Annotated in this window: 20 protein-coding genes; 3 read left to right on the top strand and 17 right to left on the bottom strand. The window is 49.4% G+C overall.

Annotation, left to right across the window (positions count from 1 at the left end; genetic code table 11):
- Positions 1-400: 400 nt before the first annotated feature.
- Genes QZ176_RS05110 through QZ176_RS05120 form a run of 3 tightly spaced genes read right to left on the bottom strand, consistent with a single transcriptional unit; the run spans position 401 to position 2,095 of the window.
- On the bottom strand, positions 401-643 hold the full coding sequence (locus QZ176_RS05110) for a hypothetical protein (RefSeq protein ID WP_295151645.1): 243 nt from the start codon (positions 641-643) through the stop codon (positions 401-403).
- Positions 633-1,685, bottom strand: coding sequence for a DHH family phosphoesterase (locus QZ176_RS05115; RefSeq protein WP_295151647.1), 1,053 nt, complete (start codon positions 1,683-1,685; stop codon positions 633-635). Before QZ176_RS05115 ends, QZ176_RS05110 begins: the two co-directional genes overlap by 11 nt.
- Positions 1,682-2,095, bottom strand: coding sequence for an Rrf2 family transcriptional regulator (locus tag QZ176_RS05120; RefSeq protein ID WP_295151649.1), 414 nt, complete (start codon positions 2,093-2,095; stop codon positions 1,682-1,684). Before QZ176_RS05120 ends, QZ176_RS05115 begins: the two co-directional genes overlap by 4 nt.
- Positions 2,096-2,199: 104 nt before the next feature.
- Between QZ176_RS05120 and rpsO the strand changes: the two genes are divergently transcribed.
- Together rpsO and QZ176_RS05130 are read left to right on the top strand one after the other, a co-directional pair.
- Complete coding sequence (gene rpsO, locus QZ176_RS05125) at positions 2,200-2,472, top strand: 30S ribosomal protein S15 (RefSeq protein WP_005871877.1); 273 nt, start codon at positions 2,200-2,202, stop codon at positions 2,470-2,472.
- Positions 2,473-2,663: 191 nt separating this feature from the next.
- Positions 2,664-3,269, top strand: coding sequence for a hypothetical protein (locus QZ176_RS05130; RefSeq protein WP_295151651.1), 606 nt, complete (start codon positions 2,664-2,666; stop codon positions 3,267-3,269).
- A gap of 194 nt (positions 3,270-3,463) precedes the next feature.
- Here the strand turns inward: QZ176_RS05130 and cmoA are convergent, their stop codons facing one another.
- The 13 genes from cmoA to nadE all read right to left on the bottom strand — a co-directional run bounded on the left by cmoA (position 3,464) and on the right by nadE (position 17,324).
- Positions 3,464-4,168 (bottom strand): carboxy-S-adenosyl-L-methionine synthase CmoA, encoded by a 705-nt coding sequence (gene cmoA / locus QZ176_RS05135; RefSeq protein ID WP_295151653.1) that lies wholly within the window; start codon positions 4,166-4,168, stop codon positions 3,464-3,466.
- 938 nt (positions 4,169-5,106) lie between these two features.
- Entirely contained in the window at positions 5,107-6,507 is a 1,401-nt protein-coding gene (locus QZ176_RS05140) for a riboflavin kinase (protein WP_295151654.1), read from the bottom strand.
- Positions 6,507-7,019, bottom strand: a complete 513-nt coding sequence (locus QZ176_RS05145; protein WP_295151656.1) for a lipocalin family protein — start codon at positions 7,017-7,019, stop codon at positions 6,507-6,509. Before QZ176_RS05145 ends, QZ176_RS05140 begins: the two co-directional genes overlap by 1 nt.
- Entirely contained in the window at positions 7,009-8,229 is a 1,221-nt protein-coding gene (locus QZ176_RS05150; RefSeq protein WP_295151658.1) for an SAM-dependent methyltransferase, read from the bottom strand. Before QZ176_RS05150 ends, QZ176_RS05145 begins: the two co-directional genes overlap by 11 nt.
- The gene (locus QZ176_RS05155; RefSeq protein ID WP_295151660.1) at positions 8,226-8,795 is read right to left on the bottom strand and encodes a hypothetical protein; all 570 of its coding nucleotides are present in this window, start codon (positions 8,793-8,795) and stop codon (positions 8,226-8,228) included. Before QZ176_RS05155 ends, QZ176_RS05150 begins: the two co-directional genes overlap by 4 nt.
- Positions 8,792-10,798 (bottom strand): NAD-dependent DNA ligase LigA, encoded by a 2,007-nt coding sequence (gene ligA / locus QZ176_RS05160; RefSeq protein ID WP_295151662.1) that lies wholly within the window; start codon positions 10,796-10,798, stop codon positions 8,792-8,794. Before ligA ends, QZ176_RS05155 begins: the two co-directional genes overlap by 4 nt.
- The gene (locus tag QZ176_RS05165) at positions 10,795-10,983 is read right to left on the bottom strand and encodes a hypothetical protein (RefSeq protein WP_295151664.1); all 189 of its coding nucleotides are present in this window, start codon (positions 10,981-10,983) and stop codon (positions 10,795-10,797) included. The genes ligA and QZ176_RS05165 overlap by 4 nt, the downstream gene beginning before the upstream one ends.
- Positions 10,973-11,695: a 3-deoxy-manno-octulosonate cytidylyltransferase gene (gene kdsB, locus QZ176_RS05170; RefSeq protein WP_295151665.1), complete on the bottom strand. Its 723-nt coding sequence runs from the start codon at positions 11,693-11,695 to the stop codon at positions 10,973-10,975. The genes QZ176_RS05165 and kdsB overlap by 11 nt, the downstream gene beginning before the upstream one ends.
- Positions 11,692-13,245, bottom strand: a complete 1,554-nt coding sequence (gene thrC / locus QZ176_RS05175) for a threonine synthase (RefSeq protein ID WP_295151667.1) — start codon at positions 13,243-13,245, stop codon at positions 11,692-11,694. The genes kdsB and thrC overlap by 4 nt, the downstream gene beginning before the upstream one ends.
- A gap of 120 nt (positions 13,246-13,365) precedes the next feature.
- On the bottom strand, positions 13,366-14,223 hold the full coding sequence (gene argB, locus QZ176_RS05180; protein WP_295151669.1) for an acetylglutamate kinase: 858 nt from the start codon (positions 14,221-14,223) through the stop codon (positions 13,366-13,368).
- 18 nt (positions 14,224-14,241) lie between these two features.
- Positions 14,242-15,381, bottom strand: a complete 1,140-nt coding sequence (locus tag QZ176_RS05185) for a tetraacyldisaccharide 4'-kinase (RefSeq protein ID WP_295151671.1) — start codon at positions 15,379-15,381, stop codon at positions 14,242-14,244.
- On the bottom strand, positions 15,374-16,510 hold the full coding sequence (locus QZ176_RS05190; RefSeq protein ID WP_295151673.1) for a DegT/DnrJ/EryC1/StrS aminotransferase family protein: 1,137 nt from the start codon (positions 16,508-16,510) through the stop codon (positions 15,374-15,376). The genes QZ176_RS05185 and QZ176_RS05190 overlap by 8 nt, the downstream gene beginning before the upstream one ends.
- A 10-nt stretch (positions 16,511-16,520) precedes the next feature.
- Entirely contained in the window at positions 16,521-17,324 is an 804-nt protein-coding gene (gene nadE, locus QZ176_RS05195) for an NAD(+) synthase (protein WP_295151675.1), read from the bottom strand.
- Between the two features lie 95 nt (positions 17,325-17,419).
- Here nadE and QZ176_RS05200 point away from each other — a divergent pair, with 95 nt between their 5' ends.
- Positions 17,420-18,019, top strand: coding sequence for an MBL fold metallo-hydrolase (locus QZ176_RS05200; RefSeq protein WP_295151677.1), 600 nt, complete (start codon positions 17,420-17,422; stop codon positions 18,017-18,019).
- A 519-nt stretch (positions 18,020-18,538) separates the two neighbouring features.
- Here QZ176_RS05200 and cmoB read toward each other — a convergent pair.
- Positions 18,539-19,432, bottom strand: a complete 894-nt coding sequence (gene cmoB / locus QZ176_RS05205) for a tRNA 5-methoxyuridine(34)/uridine 5-oxyacetic acid(34) synthase CmoB (protein WP_295151679.1) — start codon at positions 19,430-19,432, stop codon at positions 18,539-18,541.
- Positions 19,433-19,471 lie beyond the last annotated feature (39 nt).

The following is a 19,471-nucleotide window of genomic DNA, read 5'->3' on the forward strand; positions in this document are numbered from 1 at the left end:
ATTAGAATTTTAAGCAAAGCTGCCCCATATTGCCTAAAATTTTTGCAAAATTCCGTGCCGCAAAATGCACTTAAAATTTTGAATTTGCTATTGCGCGGAATTTTCTTAGCGTAAATTCTAAGCCTTGAAATTTTGCTCTTGTTTGACAGCATAAAATTTTAAAACAAAATTCTGCAGCCCCATGCCTTAAAATTTTATTCGCAAAGCCTGCTTGCTAAATTTTAAAATTTTAAGTCTAAACCCGTAAAATTCCGTATTTTGCATTTTAGAAATTCTATTTCGCAAAATTTTATCTCGCAGATTTCGCTCTATAAATTTCCGCGCTAAATGAAATTTTACTCCGCATAGTTTGCGCTTCGTAGAATTATAGCTCGCAAAATTTTGCTTAAAATTCCGCGAGCTAGTCCTTATTTTCGAATAGTTCCGCGTGTTTGCCGCGTAAAAACTCGACCACGGCGATCGCTTCATCCGCGCCGCTAGCGTCAGAGTTCGCAAGCACTGTGTCGATGTTTTCGATGTATAGCTGCGCCGCATCAGCGAGCCGCTCGCGTTTCACGCCCGCGTAGAGCAGCATCGCGTCAAGCAGGATATTAATCTCGTAGATGAGATCCTGCTCGGCGATTTTTTCGTCATTATTTTTCATCTTCTTCCTTTGAAATTTGGGTTTTTTTCTCGATTAGATCCACGATTTGCGCCTTTACGGCTTCGTACGAGCTCGCGTCCTTAAAGCCCGCAAACATCCCGCCGCTCGCGTTTACGTGCCCGCCGCCGCCGAGGAGCAGCTTTGCCATTTCGCTTACGTCGATCTTGCCGTCGGCGCGGAAGCTGAGGGTTTTTTTGCTCGTTACGTCGATAAAGAAATCAATATCGGGGTTTTGCGTCAAAAAGTCGTTGCCGATGACGCTTACGTTGCCGATATTGTAGGTCAAAATGCCCTTTTTACCGAGGTAGCTGATCTCAAAGCGCTGCTTTTGCGCGCTTAGGCGGGCGACTACGAAATGCGAGACGAGATTGCTTAGCGTATCGTCGCGCTCGCCTTTAAAAAATTCCTTCTTTATGCCGTGCAGCGCGCTATCTAGCGCTATGTGCGCATTCGGCTCGTCTTGAAATTTAAAAATTTTTTCTAACAGGAAAAAGATATAATCCCTGCTCTCCCGCTCAAACATAATTTTATTGATCTCTTTCGCGCCCGAGACCATGCCGAGGCAGACCTTACCGAGCTCAAACTCGCTCTGCTCCTTCAGCCAGATATCCACGGCGTTTACGACGCGCACGAGCTTATCCAGCCGCGTCTCGCCGCCGAACATCGCGCTGAAAAAATCATACGTTATCTTCGTGGCGCAGCGCGACGAGTCCAAAAAATACCACGGGAATTTCTTCGCGCACTCAAGTCCGCTTTGATGGTGATCCAGAAGGATCACGCGGGCGTTGCGGCGCGCCAGTTCACCGCTAAATTTCTCGCACTGCGCGGGTAGTAAATTTAGATCGGTGATTAAAACTAGGCTTTTTTCGTCTGCGTCTGCGGCAAGCCGCTCATCAATGCGCTCGAGGATGAGCTCAAATTTTTCGTTTATCTCCTTGCCGTAGTTGGCGTTGAAAAATTCCACGTCCGTCAAATAGTGCGCCGCGACGAACTGCGCGCCGTAGCCATCCAGATCGGTGTGGCTTAGGTGATATATTTTCATTTGCGCTCTTTGCCGATGATGTTTGCTAGCGTGATCGTATCCATATACTCATCGACCTTCTCCTGAAGCTCGCCGAACATTAAATTGACGCGGCACAGCGTGCGACCGTTCGGGCAGGCGTCGATCCCCTCGGCGGTGCAGTCAAATACCGTCGCCTTGCGTCTTTCGGCGCTTTTGATGATCTCGCTTAGCGTGATCTCGTCCGCATTGCGCGCGAGCACGAAGCCGCCCTTGGCGCCTTTGAAGGAATTCAAAAGTTTCGCGCGAGCTAAATTTTGTAAAATTTTAGCCAAAAAGCTGCGTGAAATTCCAAGCTCGCTAGAGATCGAATCGACATCCATCGATTCCTCCTTGCCCGCGATGCAGATCATTGAAAGTAGGGCGTATTCGCTTGCTTTTGTAAAAAGCATTTATTCTCTCCTTTGGTGTCAAAGCGTGCATTTTACACAAAGAAAGCAAAAATTTAGGTTAATTAAGTATAATCGCTTCCTATTTTACCGATCAGGAGGTCATAATGGCTTTAGACACGGCTCAAAAAGCACAGATAGTTGCGAAATTCGCTAGAAGAGAGAAAGATACGGGCTCTGCAGAGGTGCAAATCGCGCTTCTTACCGAGAGGATCACGCTTCTTACCACTCATTTGCAAGCAAATCCGAAAGATTTTTCATCTCGCTTAGGACTACTAAAGCTAGTAGGTCAGCGCAAAAGAATGATGAAATATCTTAAAAACAAAGACTACGCAGTTTACTCCAAGCTCGTTAGCGAGTTAAATTTAAGAGATAAATAAGCTCCTTTGCTCGCGGCGGCATCTGCTTGCCTGCTGCGGTTTTATACACGGCGTCCGTCAAACGGCGGGCGCTTTTTTTATACTTGGAATTTCGGCCTCCGTTTCGCTTACAAAATGTTTAAATTTATTTGGAATTTTGGAGTTCGGCTAAATTTGGTGTGGATAAGTAAATTTAGTTTTAAAGGATTTTTGTGAGTTATTTCCACGGTATCGCGATTGATGTGAAAAAAGAGTCCGGATCCCACACAGACAGCCCCGCAGATGCTGGTATTTCGAATGATGCAGCTCGTGCAGCGGTATGGCAATTTCGGTTAAAAGGGCAGGGCGCGGACGTTTTTAAAATAAAAACGGACGATGGTTTTTATATTTTTGAAGGCGATGAAATCGCTGGTTATGCTCCCGCTAGCCATGATAGCAAAGAAAAAGAATGCTTAAAAAATATCTCAAAAGGCGTAGATACCTTAGGCGCTTATCGTTTGTCCGAGCCCATTTTGCCGGCCGGGAGACGCGGAGTGGGCTATATTGTGACCGATATAATAGTCTGCGCCGTATTTTGTATCACCGGAAATTTCTTTATCGGCGGCTATATATGGGGACTTTTAGCTTTTGCATTGTTCGCGATTTGGAATGATTTTTTTGAACGTAGCGATTTCCAAAAAGCTATGAAAAAATACGAAGCAGATAGAGCTAAAAAGATCGAATACGACGAGTTTATAGCAAGCTTTGAAAGACGCGTCGCAAGTGAGAATATCGACGAAAATACCGGGTTGATCACTAAAACAGAACCGAATAAATAACGCAAAATTAAGAATTTTATCCTTTTTAAATGTGCCACTGCGCTCGCTATGGCGTATTTAATCGATGAAAATAGCTTTAGTGCAGCAAAATTTTATATTGCAATGCGATGTTTGCTTTGCAAATTTTCTAAAATGCTCGCTGTTACAATTTAAAACTTAAATCTTTTGGGCATAATACTCATTATATCTACTCGCTATTTAAACGCCGCGAAGCTCATAAAATTCGCCCATTTAAAGATACTCTCGACGCGCTTAAAGCCCGCGCTTAGCGCCAAGGCGCGATTTTCTGCCTCCGTATATGGCACGAGCACGTTTTCAAGAGCCTCGCGTTTTTGTGCGATCTCGTAGCGCGAGTAGCCCTGCGCGCGCTTGTAATCCTCGTAAATTTCGATCATCCGGCGCGCCAGCGCAGGCTCTTCGTAGACGATCTTTTCGCTAAAGATCAAAACCCCGCCCTCGCGCAATCCGTCGTAAATTTTACTCACGAGCGCAGCCCTACGCGGCGGCCTGATGAACTGCAGGGTGTAGTTTAAGATCACGGCGTCGCAGTCCGCGAGGCTCGCATCCAGCACGTCCGATACGCTAAGCTCGAGCTCGGCGCCGAACGCCGCCGCCTTGGCGCGGGCGTTTTGTATCATCGCCTCCGAGCTGTCGATACCGCACAGCCGCAGATCTGGGCGTAGCGCAAACAGCGCCAGCAGCGCGGTCGCAGTCGAGCAGCCAAGATCGATCACGTGCGCCTTTTGCGGCAGTATACGTGCTAAAAGCTCGCTGCTAAGCCGCGTGCTAGCCTCATAAAACGGCACGCTGCGCCCGATCATATCATCAAAAACCGACGCGACGCTGGCGTCAAACTCAAACTGTTTTTTGATGGGCTCTTTAAAAATTTCGTCTTTCATCCGTTTCCTTTTAGTTTCGCTATTCGCGCAGCACTCGATTTATACTTCCTACGCATGCTAAGCGCAGAATTCTCACACCGTGCTTCCTGCACTTGCGCGATACTCGATTTGCGACCGCTACGCATGGAATTTTTGCGTTTAGTTTGCCCTGCGCGAAGCATACCTAAATTTTAAACGCAGCATGGGCACTTTTGATGCAAGCGAGCTGCATCCAAGTTTGCGCCCAACTTCTAGCCCAGATACGCTCGATGCATGATTAAATTTCGCGTCTTGCTTGACACGCCTTAAAATTTCACGCCGTGCAAATACGTCCTTAAAATTCTACGCCGTATTTAGCGGGCTTAGAATTTCTCAACATTAAATTTTACGCCACCAAATCTCACGCTACCAAAACAGCTCCTTTAAATTCTTTAATTATGAGCTTAAACTAAAAGCATAGTCAAAGCTCCATTGGTAGAATTTCGCGCCCATTTTGCGATTTTACGCGCCGCAAAAATAGAAGCGCTTGACAAAATCCCGCGTTTAGCTAGGCGTATAATTTAGCCGCTTGGCTCTTGCTCGGCAGCTCAGCCCTGCTAAATTTTAAAGCTTCGCAACGCAACTAAGATTTTTTATTGCCCTTAATTCTCGGTGCAGCTCACACTTACCTCGCCTTACATAAGCCTAAGCCCAAAGTACGTTAAAGTCCTGCAGGCGGTATGTCGTTAAAATTTAACGACTTTTTATCGGCTTGCGCGCCGCTTTTGTGTACACTTCCCATATGGCATCGCAGACACAGATGGTGTACCAAGCATTTTCAGTGACAACGGGCGCATGACTTTTATACGGGACGACCCAAATGGCTCATTTAATGCGCCATAGATGCGAAGCGCAGACGGGTGCATTAAATTCAAAGCGCACAGCCCGCAAATTTCATCTTTAAGCTTACAAGCCGTAGATTAAAATTTGCGGCTTCGTAGTACCGCCTCCGCCTCTGAAGCGTCTTTTAAAATCTGCTCTTTAAGCTGCGCTAGATCGCTAAATTTGCGATTTTCACGTAGGAACTTTATAAATTTCACGCAAGCAAATTTCGCGCCGCTGTTTTTGTCCGCAGCCTCTAAATTTTTATTTTCGGCGTCCAAGCTCTCGCTCGACGCAAAATTTTGTGTAGAAATTTCTACTGAATTACACGCCGAAATTTCATCTAAATTTTGCGCAAAATGTGCGGCTTGCCCTCCGCAGCACGGCGCGTAATCTTGCGCGGAATTTAAACCCGCCTCAAAGCCCGCAAAGTCCCCTAAAATGTGCGTTTCAATCGCAAAAGCCCCATCGGTGCTGAGCCTGTGCCCCAAGAAGCTCACGCTTTTATAACTCGCGCCACACACGCTCGTGATACTTGCGTAAACGCCGCTTTTTGGCATAAAATAGCCGCTCGCATCAAGATTTAGCGTCGCTACGAACTCCCGCGCCCCACGTCCCTGGCCGCGTACGATCTGTCCGCAGATCTCGTAATCTCGTCCTAAAAGCTCCGCCGCCTCTTCGCACTGGCCGCGCGATAAAAGCTCCTTGATCCTGCTTGAATGCACGCCACCGCCGCTTAAGCAAAACTCCCCTAAGACGCAGGTTTGCCCGCGAAATTCGCGCCTTAAAAATTCCACGTCCCACGCCCGATCACGCCCAAATCTAAAGTCCTCGCCGACGACGATTTTTTGTAAATTTATGAAATTTTGCTCTAAAAGCTCGATAAATTCGCCTCCGCTAAGACTTTTAATAGCGCGTAGATCGCAATAAAAAATCTTTTTGTTCGTAAATGCCTGCCGCGACGCAAAAGGGGTTAGCTTCGTGCCACCACCCGCTAGGATCACGATTATCGCGCCGTGCTCACCTAAATTTTCAAATAATTTTTGATGCCCCAGATGCATGCCGTCGAAGTTACCGATTGCTACGGCGCGCACATTATCGCGGTTTGCGTCTTGTAGCGTTGCGAAAATCTCGCCTCGTGCGAACTGCTCGCTTAGGCGCGTACGCAGCACTTCCGCACAAGCAGGAAGCGTGCCTTGAGCTTGCGCGTCTACGCCATTGCTGCAAGCGTCATTATAAACCGTTTTACTGCCAAAAGTCGTTTCATTGTTGCAAGAGGTGTTGGTGTCTGCTTCATCTGCGCGGTGCGCATCGCCGGTTTTATTTTTGCCTAACTCTTGCTTCGGGTGTTCGATACTTTTAGATAAATTTCCCCCATTGCTTGTGAAATTATGTTCCGTAAAATTTTGCAAGCTGGAATTCTGCGATACGAAATTTTGTTCTTTAAAATTCCGCAGCGAAGCCCCTGTATGGTCTTTACATGATTTTTGATTAGCCATTATTGCTGCTTCGTCCAGACGATTTTTTTGGTGTCGTAGCCGCTGTGCTTCGCCTTTTTCAGATAGAGGATGCGGATCGGCTCGGGCAGGGTTTTGGTGCGCGAGAGGATGTAAAGCTCGCTCGTATCGGCGCCGAAGATCAGGGCGTAGCGATAGTCGCCGTCTACCTGCGCCACGCGGTAGAGTGAGTCTGAAATCAGGCCTTTTTGATAGAGCAGGCCTATGTTTTTATCGCCCGCAAACTCCAACACGTGCTGCTCGTTTTCGATTTTGCCCGAGCTTGTTTTAGCGGTTTTTAAAAGATTGATCGTGGAGTTTTTATCGATAAAGCACTCGTACGCGGTGTTTTGCAGCTCGCCGCCGCCTTTTATGCGAGCGATCTCGTACCAACCGCCGCTAAATTTAGCGATGTCGAAATTTTTTACTAGCGGCGCTTTCGGGCTCAGGCTTTTGGCGCATGAGCCCAAAAATATCGTGCAAAACACCAATATAATTAAGTTTTTAAATTTCATCGTTCATCCTTTTTAGAAGATAGAAAAATTCCCTATTTCCCTCTTTCCCCGTGATTTTACAGGCGCTAGCGTGCAGCGTGGCAAGCCCCAGCTCGGCGCATAGCTGCTCAAATTTCGCTCGCGCGGCACGCACCGCTTTTTCGTCCTTAAGCACGCCTTTTTTATTTCGCTTGATCTCCGCGCCGACTTCAAATTGCGGCTTAAATAGCACGATGAGAGCGCTTTTTGCAAGGCTCGCGAGACTTTTTAGGATCAAATTTAGCGAGATGAAGCTCACGTCGCAGGTAATTAGATCAAATTTTTTCTCGCTTGCAAACTCCCTGATGTCGGTGTTTTCGCGCACGATCACGCGAGGGTCACGTCGCAAAATTTCGCTTAGCTGCGAGCTACCGACGTCAAGCGCAGTCACGCTCTTTGCGCCGCGCTGCAATAAAATCTGCACAAATCCGCCGGTGCTGCTGCCCACGTCCAAAACATCGGCTCCCGCCAAATTTAAAATATCTTTTTGCAAGGGCTCTGCTTGCATAGGCTTCGCACCGCCTTCGTTGCGGCACACGCCCGCCTTGCCGCCCGATTTGGAGGCTTTCGCCGCAATTAAAATCTCTGCCGTCTCGGCATCTGCGTCTGCTTGCAAAAACTCTGCCGTTTCGACGCCTGCGCTCGTCTGTAAAAATTCGACTGTTTGCTTGCCTGCACCGGTTTGTAAAAGCTTCGCCGTATCGGCGCTAGTTTTTGCGGTACGGATCGCCTCGGTAGTCGCTTTCGCGCTCTTTGTCGTCGCGGCAGCCGCGCTTGGAATTTTATCAGCCTCGTTCGCGCCTAAAATTTTATCCGTAGCCGCAAAATCTACATTTGAAATTTGCATCGTTACTTCGCCCGCTCTTTGCGTCGCTGTCGATTTATTATCCGCGCTCTTTGCGCCGCTGCACGGCTTTGAAATTTCTGCCGCCGCGCTAGGCGAATTTGCGCCGCAGCTTGCTAAAAGCCCGTTTTCGGCGAGCTCGTCCAGAAAGCCTGCAAGTTTGAGCGCGCCCCTGCTTACGTAAATTTGATCAATCGCGCTGATTTCGCCGCTCTGCTCGGGCGCGATCTGCGCGGAAGGTCTGTTTTGCACGGCGCCTCGCAGCAAAATTTTATCCTGCTTTATCAGCGCAGCGGCCTGATTTCTGCTGATTTTAAGCGTATTTGCGACGAGCAGATCAAATCTCATTTTGCTTTTTCTCCGCGCCGCGATGAAATTTTAAAGCTTGCGCAGCTTTTGAGCGGCCTTGGGTTTAAAATTCTATCGCACAAAGCAAAGCCGCGCGCAGCAGTGCCGCAAGGCTCAAACTTTAGCCCGCGCCGTGCCGTAAATTTAATCATACTGCGCATTTTAAATTTCGGCTCGCCGTGCGTTGCAAATTTTATCTCGTCGCTAGCGAAAATTTTAAAATTTTTCCTATCCGCGCAGTGTTTGAGCGGCGCAAAATTTAAAATATTTTCGCTTGCAGCCCTATCTATCGGCGCTACGCTCGCCGTCTTGGCGCCGCGGCAGGCGGAGCCCGCACGCCTCGCAGAAACCGCCTCTCGATCTGCCGCTTTTACGCACGCCTTAGAGCCCAGCGATCTTACATCGACCGCTCGATTTATTGTTTTTGCCACTTGCTCGTGCGTTACAAAATTTTTAAAATTCTCGCGTTTTATAGAACACGCAAGCGCCGCAGGACGGAGGTTGCTTTTAAAATTTAATCTCGCGCCGTTTGCGTGCGGGTTCGGTACCAAACAAAAAACCTTCACTCGCCGCTCCCCGCGAGCGCTTCAGGCTCGCTCTTGCCGGGTGGATTTGCGCCGAGCGTCGCCGAGCTCGCAAGCGCTTCAAACTCGCTCTCGTCGATCACCCGCACGCCAAGCGAGCGAGCTTTTTGCAGCTTGGAGCCAGCGTCCTCTCCCGTGAGCACGAAGTCGGTCTTAGCAGATACCGAGCCTTGAACCTTCGCGCCCATCGCCAAAAGCCTGGCCTTAAACTCGTCGCGCGGACGGCTGAGCGTGCCGGTGATAACGACGCTGCGGTCCGTGAAGGCGCTTTTGGTGGTCTGCATCTGGGGCGGGCGCGGGTTGATGATTTCGCTTAAATTTAGAATTTTTTCGCGATTTATCTTGCAAAACTCCGCTAGGCTCCTTGCCATCGCCTCTCCAAAGCCCTCCAGCCGCAGAATTTCATCCTCGCTCGCATCTAGCCAATCCTGCCCGAATGCCGCGGCGATCTTGCGCGCGGCCACCTCGCCGATGTGCTCGATCCCCAAAGAAGCGATGAAGCGCTCAAGAGGCGCGTTTTTGCTCGCATTTATCGCGCCCAAAAGATTTGAAATTTTTTTATCCGCAAAGCCCTCAAGATCCGCCAAATCCTGCGCGCCGAGGGCGTAAATATCGCCGATCTTTGAAATTTTGCCGCTTTCAAAAAGCTGCGTGATCGTCGCGTCGCTTAAGCCTTCGATATTCATACATTTTTTAGAGCAGAAATAGATCAGCGAACCTATCACACGCGCCTTACAATCGATGTTTTGACACTTTATGAGCGCGCCTTCGTCAAGCAACCTTTCGCCGCAAACCGGGCAGCGATTCGGGCGCGAAATTTCGCTCTGCGTGCCGTCTCTGCGCTGTTTGTAAACGCTCGTGATCTTCGGGATCACGTCGCCGCTGCGGATGATGCCCACGAAGTCGTTTTTCATCAGCCCCAGCCGCGCGATCTCGTCGAAATTATGAAGCGTCGCGTTTGAAACGTTCGCGCCGTCGATATTTACGCTATCTACGACGGCTACGGGAGTGACCGCGCCGGTGCGGCCGACCTGCAGATTGATCTCGCGCAGCCGCGTTACCTTTTCGACCGCGGGGAATTTGTACGCGACCATAAAGCGCGGAAATTTCACCGTATAGCCCATCTGTGCGCACTTTGAAAGCTCGTTTACGCGGATTACCATGCCGTCTAGCATCAGATCTTTGCTCGCGCGCATGCTATGCAGCGCCTCGTACGCGCTCCTGATCTCGCTCGCGCCCGTGCAGATGCGGCAAAACTCGTCGCGCAAAAAGCCGAGACTGCGCACAAACTCCATTATCTGCGAGTGCAGCGCAAAGCTTAACGAATGCTCGCCCACCCCCCACGGGATAAATTTTAGTTTCCGCTTCGCTACGATCGCGCTATCTAGCTGGCGCAGGCTGCCTGCAGCGGCGTTGCGCGGGTTTGAAAACAGGCTCTCGCCGTTTGCGGCGCGCTCATCGTTTAGCGCGTCAAAATCGCTCTTTGCGATCAGCGTCTCGCCGCGGATCTCGATCTTTTGCGCGTAGGGGATCTGAAGCGGCACCGATTTGATCGCTCTTGCGTTTTGCGTCACGTCCTCGCCCACGAGTCCGTCGCCGCGCGTCGCCGCGCTTATCAGCACGCCGCCTTCGTAGGTTAAATTTAAGCTCGCGCCGTCAAATTTCGGCTCGACGTAAAACTGCGCGCCGCTCTTTTCGCCGCGAGCTAGCCACGCCAAAAGGTCCGCGTCGTCGAAAATATCCTCCATCGACCACATCTGCGCGCCGTGAGCGAGTTTGGAAAAGCCCTCGCTGATCGAGCCTCCGATGCGCCGCGTAGGCGAGTACGGCAGCGCGAGCTCGGGGTTTTGCTCCTCAAATTTCTCCGCTTGCGAATAAAGCTCGTCGTACTCCTCGTCGCTTGCGATCGGTTTATCGTCGGTGTAATATGCCCGCGCCCACGCATTTAGCGTATCTACCGCAGATCTGTATTCATCGTAATTCATCTTGCGCTCGCATTTTTAAATTTTAAAATCCCGCGCGCCATTAGAATTTTATGCGTCGTTAGAATTTTACATTCCGCGGCGGGTCTGTGCACCCCAAATACTGTGCCGCACAGCCCATTATCGTTAAATTTTGTGGGTCCGCTCGCTTTAAATTTCGTGTTTAAAAAGGCGCGATCAATTTCCATTGCCGAACTCCTTTAGCGCGCGCTCGTAATCAGCCGGCGTATCGATGCCGATGCTAGCAGTCTCGATGCCGAGCATCGCGATCTTTTCGCCCGCGCTTATGGCGCGAAGCTGCTCAAGTTTTTCGGTGTCTTCCAGCACCGAGGCGGGCAGGGCGCAAAACCGCTTTAAATTTCGCACGCTGTATGCGTAGATGCCGATGTGTCCGAGGTAGCACTCGCATGCCGCGCGCGGGTAGGGGATGAGCGAGCGCGAAAAATAGATCGCAAAGCCTGCGTTATCAAGCACGAGCTTGACTAAATTTGGATCTCCTGCCGCCTGCTGGCTTATGTATTTATAGCAGCTCGCCATAAATGCGCCCTTTTGCGCGATCATGGCGTTGGCGAAATCTTTAAATTTAATCAAATTTTCGCTCTCAAAAAAGGGCTCGTCGGCTTGGATATTGATGATGATCTCGTCCTCCGCAAGCGCTGCGTTTGCGACCGCTTCATTGATCCGATCGGTGCCGCTTTGATGCTCGCGCGCGGTGAGGACGGCGTCAAAGCCGTAATCTTGCGCGATTTTTAAAATTTGCGGCTCATCCACGGCGATTAGCACGCGGTCCGCCTTTGCGGCATTTTGAGCTGTTTTGATAAACATCGGCACGCCGTCAAACTCACATAAAATTTTATTTTTAAAGCGCGTCGAAGCAAGGCGCGCGGGGATTACTATCATTTTTTTATCCACTCCATTATGGCGTTTTTGATCTCGCTTTGCTCCACGACGCTGGAGTGTACCTGCGGCGCGCTAAAAAGGCGCGAGATCTGCGGCGGAATATCGCTGCGGAATTCCTTCGAAAGCGCGATCATATCGGCCCTTTCGTCCTCGCAAGCCCTGCCTTTGATCGCGCCGATCATCGACGGCGTAAATTTGATCCACTTCGCGGTCGAAATGACGAGATTTAGGCGGCTTTCGTCAAGTAGCTTAAAGCAGGTCGCCGTGTGCGGGTCTACGAGCACGCCGTGGTTGCTTTCTTGCTTGATAAACTTAGCACACTGCGTATCGTCGCAAAAATCCGCCTCGAAGACCTCGCGCAACTTCGCAAGCTCGCTCTCACTGAGTTTGTAAAATTTGTCTCGCGCCAGGCTCTGTATCAGCTCGCTCGTGCGCGCATCGCCGAACATATCGCTAAGCAGCCGCTCGACGTTGGAGCTAACTAAAATATCCATCGCAGGGCTGATCGTGCGGATGAGCTCGCGCTTTCGCAGGTCGTAGATGCCGCGCGTAAAAAGCTCGGTCAGGATATTGTTCGCGTTTGAAGCGATCTTGATTTTACCGATCTTTGCGCCCATCTTTTTGGCGAAATATGCTCCCAGCGCGTTACCGAAATTTCCGCTAGGCACTATGACGTCGAAGGTGTTAAATTTAGCGCTTGGTTTTGCGCTCTGTGCGCTGTTTGCGCTCGCTACGGCGCCAAAATTTTTGCCGCCCGCCGTGCACTGATCGCTTTGCTTTAAATTTTGCTCAAAGCTCAATACGCCGTGCTTTGAGAAATAGATGCTAGCATAGAGGTAGTAGATGATCTGAAATAAAATCCTGCCGAAATTTACCGAGTTTGCGGCGCTTAAGTTTAAATTCGCCCGCGCGAGCTCGTTTTTGAAATCCTCATCAGCCAGCAGCGATTTTAGCGCGCGCTGCGTATCGTCGAAGTTGCCGCGCACGCCTAAAATTTTAAGATTTGCCGCGCTTTGTTTGACCATCTGCTGGCACTGTATCTCGCTCGTGCCGCCCTGCGGATAGAGGCAGACCGCTTTGATGTTTTCGTCGTCCGCAAAAGCCTCTAGCGTCGCAGGTCCCGTGTCGCCGCTCGTGGCGCACATTATCAAAAATTTTTCATTTCTAGCTTTTGCGATGCTTTTTAAAAGCGCGCCGAAGGGCTGCAGCGCCATATCCTTAAACGCGAGCGTCGGACCGTGGTAAAGCTCCAAAATATAGGCATTTTCGCTTAGCTTTTTGATCTGGACGGGGCAGGCGGGATTTTCAAATTTATCGTAGCGCTTTAGCGCGTCTTCAAAGACCTCGCTGCTTACGTCAAAATCGAAGCTTTCGATGATTTTAAGCGCGATCTGTTTGTAGCTCAGATCCTCGCACTGCTTAAAAAAATCCTCGCTCAAAAGCGGCAGCCTCTCGGGGCTAAAAAGCCCGCCGCCGCTCGCGCTCGGATTTAGCAGCGCGTAGCTAAGATCCGCTTTTTGCGAAAAATCTCTCGTAGAAACCAGTTTCATCTTTTTCCTTTTTAAAATTTTAAAATTTACGCCCGCCTAGGCGCTTTAAATTTGATCGTTTGGACTTTTTGCACGGACTTGCGGCATTGCGGTTTTAAGCCTGCCGCATCCGCCTCGCGCCTAAATTTCTTCCTTTATCAAACTTCCTATGCCGCCGTCCGTGAAAAGCTCAAGCAGGATCGAGTGCGGAATTTTGCCGTTGATGATATGCGCGGCATTTGCGCCGTTTCGCACGCATTGCAGGCACGCATCGACCTTTGGGATCATGCCGCCTGCGATCGTGCCGTCCTTTTTAAGCTTCGAAATTAGCGCGGCATCGAGTTTGCTGATTAAATTTCCCTCTTTATCAAGCACGCCGTCAATGTCGCTTAAAAATATCGCCTTGCTCGCTTTTAGCGCGGCTGCGATCCTGCTGGCGCAGAGATCGGCGTTAATATTAAAGCTCACGTTTTCGTCTGCTTCGCCGCCCGCAAGCGGGGCGATCACCGGCAGATAGTCCTTTTGCAGCAGGTCGTTTATCAGTTTGGTGTTTACCTCGGTGATCTCGCCTACGAAGCCGTATTTTTTCTCATCGAGGAATTTTGCCTTCAAGAGCCCGCCGTCCTTGCCGCTGATGCCGATCGCTGGCGCGCCGTTTTGGTTCAAAAGCGCCGTGATCTCTTTATTTACCGCGCCGCTTAACACCATCTCGGTAATTTCGATCGCGTCTTTACTCGTTACGCGAAGCCCGTCCTTAAACTCGCTCTGCACGCCGATCTTATCCAGGGTCTGATTGATCTTTTTACCGCCGCCGTGCACGACGATAATCTTGATGCCGACCATATGCAAAAGCACGATATCGCGGGCAAAATCAAGCTTGAGCGTATCGTCGGTTTGCGCCGCGCCGCCGTATTTGACGACAAAAATTTTATCTCTAAATTTACGGATATAGGGCAGCGCAGAGATGATGACTTCGGCGGTTTTGCTCTTTTTTATCATAAAATTCCTTTAAAAACCTTATTTTATCATAGCTTGGTTTATGTAGTTTTGAATTTTGCGGATAAAGTTTTCGCTTAGCTTTAAATTTAGCAAAATCACCGAAATTTCCGCGCCCAAATCCCTTAATTTCACGTAATCTTTCGCCGTGCAAAGGATATGCTCCGCATCCTCGCGCCTTAGCAGCTCTAAAATCTGCTCTTTTTTGAAATCATAATGGTCGGGGAAAAATGCGTGGGCTTTTGCGAGTGGCAAAAACGCTTGCAAGCGCCAAGGCTTGGCGATGGCGCTGATTAAAATCGTGCGGGATCTCTCAAAGTTCGCCTCTTTGGAGTTTGAAATTTTATCCGCAGCCGCGGGGTTTAAATTTGAAATTTCATCCGCGGCGCGATTTAAATTTAAATCCGAAATTTCATCCGCGGCGCGATTTAAATTTGAATCCGAAATTTTATCCGCGGCGAAATTTGAAATTTCATCCGCAGGATTTGAAATTTCATCCGCGCCGTTTAGCTTACTTTGCAGATCGGCCGCCGAAATGATCTTAAAGCTCTGCGAAATATCGCTTTGCGCGGGTATGAAATCCGCAAATTTATAAAAAAACGGCGGGTAGCGATACGCGGCGAAGGGCAGGCAAAAGGGCAGCTTCGGCGCGCTTTGCGGGCGCAGCAAGATATCAAATTTAGAGATATTAAATTTAGAAAACCCGTCGTCTAAGATCACCAGCTCAAAGCCGAGAGTTTGCGCGCGCAAAATCCCTGCAGCGCGATCTTCGCTGACGATTACGTTTGCGCCGCGCAAAAACAGCGCGTATTCCATCGCCTCATCTCCGCTTTGTCCCACGTCGCAAAGTATCCGTCCACCGAGCGCTACTTCGAGCAAGCCTCTGCTTTTGCGCCCGTATCCGCGAAGGATGATGCAGGTTTTGAGCTCCCCGTTAAATTCTTTAAAAAGCGCTCGCACTAGCGGGGTTTTGCCGCTTCCGCCGAGGGTTAAATTTCCGACGCTGATTATTGGAATTTTAAAGCTCTGCGGCTTAGCAAAGAGCCTTTTTAGGCAGACGATAAACGTATAGAGCATCGATAGCGGCGCTAAAATCACTCCTAGCGCAAGCCACGCGGGGCTCGGGTCGTATAAGTTTCGCTCGATTAGGAGTTTAAACACGATTTTGCGCTATCTCTTTGATCTGCTCGCAGATGTAGCTCACATCGTCGTCGCTAAGCGCCGTGTAGATCGGCAGGGATAAAATTTGCTGATAGTTTTTAAGCGCATTCGGGAAATCATTGACCTTGTAATTATATTTGCTTTTATAGTAGCTTAGCAGATGCACCGGCACGTAGTGCAGCGATACGCTTACTCCGCGCGCGATCAGTGCTTTGGCGAAATCGTCGCGATTTTTGTCGATCTTTACGATGAATTGAGTGTAGATATGCTCCTCGCTGTCGCTTGGAAGCGTCACGTGCGGGCAGTTTGCGAGCTGTTCGCGGTAGGCTGCGGCGATCTGCTTGCGGCGCTTTATAAAGGCGTCGGTTTTTTCAAACTGGGCGATCGCGTAGGCGGAATTTATGGCGTTAAGATCGTATTTTTGACCGATGCGATCGACGTCGTAGGTAAAGGACATGTTGCCGTCTTTGTAAAAGGCGTCCCCTACGATGCCGCCATTTCTTAAAATTTGTGCGGCGTTTGCGATCTCATCGTCGTTCGTGACGAAAAAACCCGCCGTAGAGATCGCGTCTTGCGCTTGAGGATTGATCTGAAAGCACGATATGAGCGAGCTTTTAAGCGCTCCGATTTTTGCGCCTTTATAGGTAGCGCCCATAGCGCGGCACGCATCGTCTATAAGGATGATATTTTCGCTTTTGGCGACCTCGCTGATGGCGTCTATATCCGCAGCAAGCCCTGCGATGTGCGAGATGAAAGCGCATTTTAGTTTCTTGTGGCGGTTTTGATCTATCGTGCGAGCAAGGCTTTCGCTCGTGATGTTAAAGCTTATCGGATCGATATCTACGAAAACGGGCTCTGCGTCGAAGTGACGGATCACTTCGGCAACGTTGGGGAAGGAATTTACGGAGCATAAAATTTTATCTCCGCGCTTAATATCCATTGCACAAAGAGCCAGATGCAGCGCCGTCGTGCCGCTCGTAGTCGATACGGCATGCTTTACGCCGAAGTACTTACAAATATCCTCTTCAAAAATTTCGCTATATCTTATATCGCTGTTATAAAGGGCGCTTTTAATTAAATCTTCCTCTTTTTTATCGATTTGAGCCTTATAAAACGGTATCTCTTTCATAAATCTCTCCTTAGTGTGCGGGCTCTATGCGAGCAACCGCGGGCGCGCGAAGCTTAAAATTATTTTTAAGAATTCTACGGACGATAAATTTTACCAGCTCTTGATTGTGGCGCGAGTTTTGCAGATATTTTAGATCGTTTGCGTTTATTCGCTCGCCTGAGCGAAATTTCGTCCGTAGCGCTTCGTGCGAAAAAATATCTCTTAGCACGCTATCTAAAATCTCGTAGCTGTATCCAAGCTCACGTTCGTCGCTTTGGTTTTCCCATAGATCGGCGCTTGGGGCTTTTTTGATGATCGCATCGTCTATGCATAAAATTTTTGCGAATTTAAACAGATCGCTTTTAAAAATTTCTCCGATCGGATTAAATGCGCAGGCTAGATCTCCGTAGATCGTGCCGTAGCCTAGCATCCTCTCGCTAAGATTGCTCGTGCCTACGACTACGCCACGCTTAGCCGCGCTGTAATCATAAAGCAAGCTCATGCGTATTCGCGCAGCGAAATTTCCGATGCGAAGAGCGCTTGCGCCAGGATTTAAAGCGGTAAAATTTTCTACAAACGGCGCGATCTCTTGGATTTCGTAGGGGATATTAAAGGATTCGCAGTGAAAGATGCCGTCTGCCATATTTTCTAAATTTGAACCCGCGCTAGGCAGGATAAGCCCGTAAGTAGGGATCTCAGTAAGTGCACAAAGCGCGGAAACCACGGCGCTGTCAAGCCCACCGCTGATGCCTACTACAAAGGCGTTCGCGCCCGTCTCATCGAGTCTCTCCGATAAAAAATCGGTCAGTTGCGGCAGCAAATCGTCCAAAAACATAATATTTAGCCTTAAAATTTTACGTTAAATTGCGCGAATTTTAACTATTTTTGGCTAAATTACGGCTTTAATTTAAGCTTAAAAGGAGGATTTAAATGCAAATTTTAAAAAAAGCTTTCGGTGAATACGTGACGAACTGCTACATTCTAAAGGGCGAGCAGGGCGATCTGGTGATCGATCCGGGACAGGGCAGCTTTGATTGGGTGATGCAAAATACGGGAAAGATCGCCGCGGTTTTGAATACGCATGGGCATTTCGATCATGTTTATGATGACGCGAAGCTGCAAAGGGCGGGCGCTAAAATTTATATCCACGAAAGCGACGCTTTTATGCTGCGGGCGGATCCTTTTGAGACGATGCCCGAGCCCATAGAAGCTGATGTACTCGTAAAAGGGCAGGAGCAAAGCTTTGAAATAGCAGGCTTTAACGTTAAATTTAGCCTTTTTGCAGGACATACGCCGGGCAGCTGTATGATCGAAGTGGGCGGCGTGATTTTTAGCGGCGACGTCATATTCAAAGGCTCTATCGGCAGGTGGGATTTTCCCTTTTCAAGCGGCGCGCAGACGAAAGAGTCTTTGCATAAAATTTTGCAGATAAAGGGCGATTTTGCGCTATATCCCGGACACGGTCCGAATACGAGTCTGCAGGCCGAGAGGCAAAATTTAAAATATTTTTTGCAGCTTTTAAAGCGCTGATAGTTTAAATTTAACCGCGCTTCGTCGCGCAAAGAGCGGTGAAGTGGTGTAAAGCTGGTCGGCGTTCGAGATTTATACCGCTTTGCTCGCGGGCACTGGAATTGATGCCGCTTGACTCGCATTGCAGGCGCCGAAATTTACCGCTTTATTTGCCGCTGCGGGCGTTAAATTTTGCGCTGCGTTCGCACGATGCCTGCACCAGCATGCGCTGCGCAGATAAAATTTTAAAATTTACCGCCGCTTGATTAAATTTAGCAAAATTTCGCGCCGCTGCGCATGCAAGACGCAAAGCGTAACGCAAAAGCAAAATTTAAAATTCGTGCTGCCGTGCGTGTAAAGCGTAGCGCAAAAGGCGAAATTTAAAATTTGCGCCGCCGTACCGACCCTGGCCGCTACAATGCGATCCAATCCGACTCGAGTCCGCCAAATTTAGCTAAATTCCGCGCTCTGTCGAATGCAAAATTTTCCCCGCGAACTGATTAAATTCAGTAAAATTTTACGCGTTTTTAGAAATGCAAATCACGCCCGAAGCCGCACGTAGATACGCCTCGGGGCGGGATAGCCCTCGATTGTGCGCGAGTTGTCGTGCGGATCTAGAAAATTCTCCAAGCTTTGCCCGTCGATCCACTCTGTTTTGCGCTGCTCGCTAGCATCCGTGGGCTTTTGAGCCAAAATTTCAAAATCTCTGAATTTCGCCCGCTCGCACCAATTCTGCAACGCGCCGACGGTCGGGACGAAGTAGATATTTGAAATTTTCGAGTAGCTGTTTTTCGGGCACAGCGCAAAATCGCCCTCTCCTTCGATATACATCGTGTCTAAAAACACTTCGCCGCCCGCATTTAGCGAGGTGCGTAGATCTTTTAGCATCTTTACGGGGTCGCTGCGGTGGTAGATGACGCCGAGGCAGAAGATCGTATCGAATTTGTGCTCGTAAAACGGCAGATGCTCCACGCCCAAAAGCTCGAATTTCGCGCCGCTGCGGAGGAATTTCTCGATAAAGCGAAACTGCAGGTAAAATAGCGCGCTCGGGTCAAATCCCACAAGCCGCGCAGGCTTTAGAGCGCTTGCGCGGAACATGTAGTAGCCGTTGTTGCAGCCCACGTCGGCGACGGTTTTGCCGCGCAGATCTAAAAACGGCCGTAGCAGGTTAAATTTCACGAAGCTTCGCCACTCGGTATCGATAAAAAGATCATTCAGCGCGAAAGGCCCCTTGCGCCACGGCTTTAGCGCTCGCGCGATACGCGAAATTTCATCTCTTTGCTCCGCGCTAGCGTTGAAGCTTGCGCGCACGACGTCGCCGCACTCGCAGCAGCACTCGCCTATTTGCAGCGCCTCGATCGCGCTTAAAATTTCGCAGTTTTGCCCGCTTTGCAGCTTTTTAAAGTTCTCGTCTCTGATTTTTTGCAGATCCATTTTTAATCCTAAAATTTCAAAATTTAGCGCCATTTTAAC

The sequence above is a fragment of the uncultured Campylobacter sp. genome, from assembly GCF_905373215.1.
Lineage (GTDB): Bacteria > Campylobacterota > Campylobacteria > Campylobacterales > Campylobacteraceae > Campylobacter_B.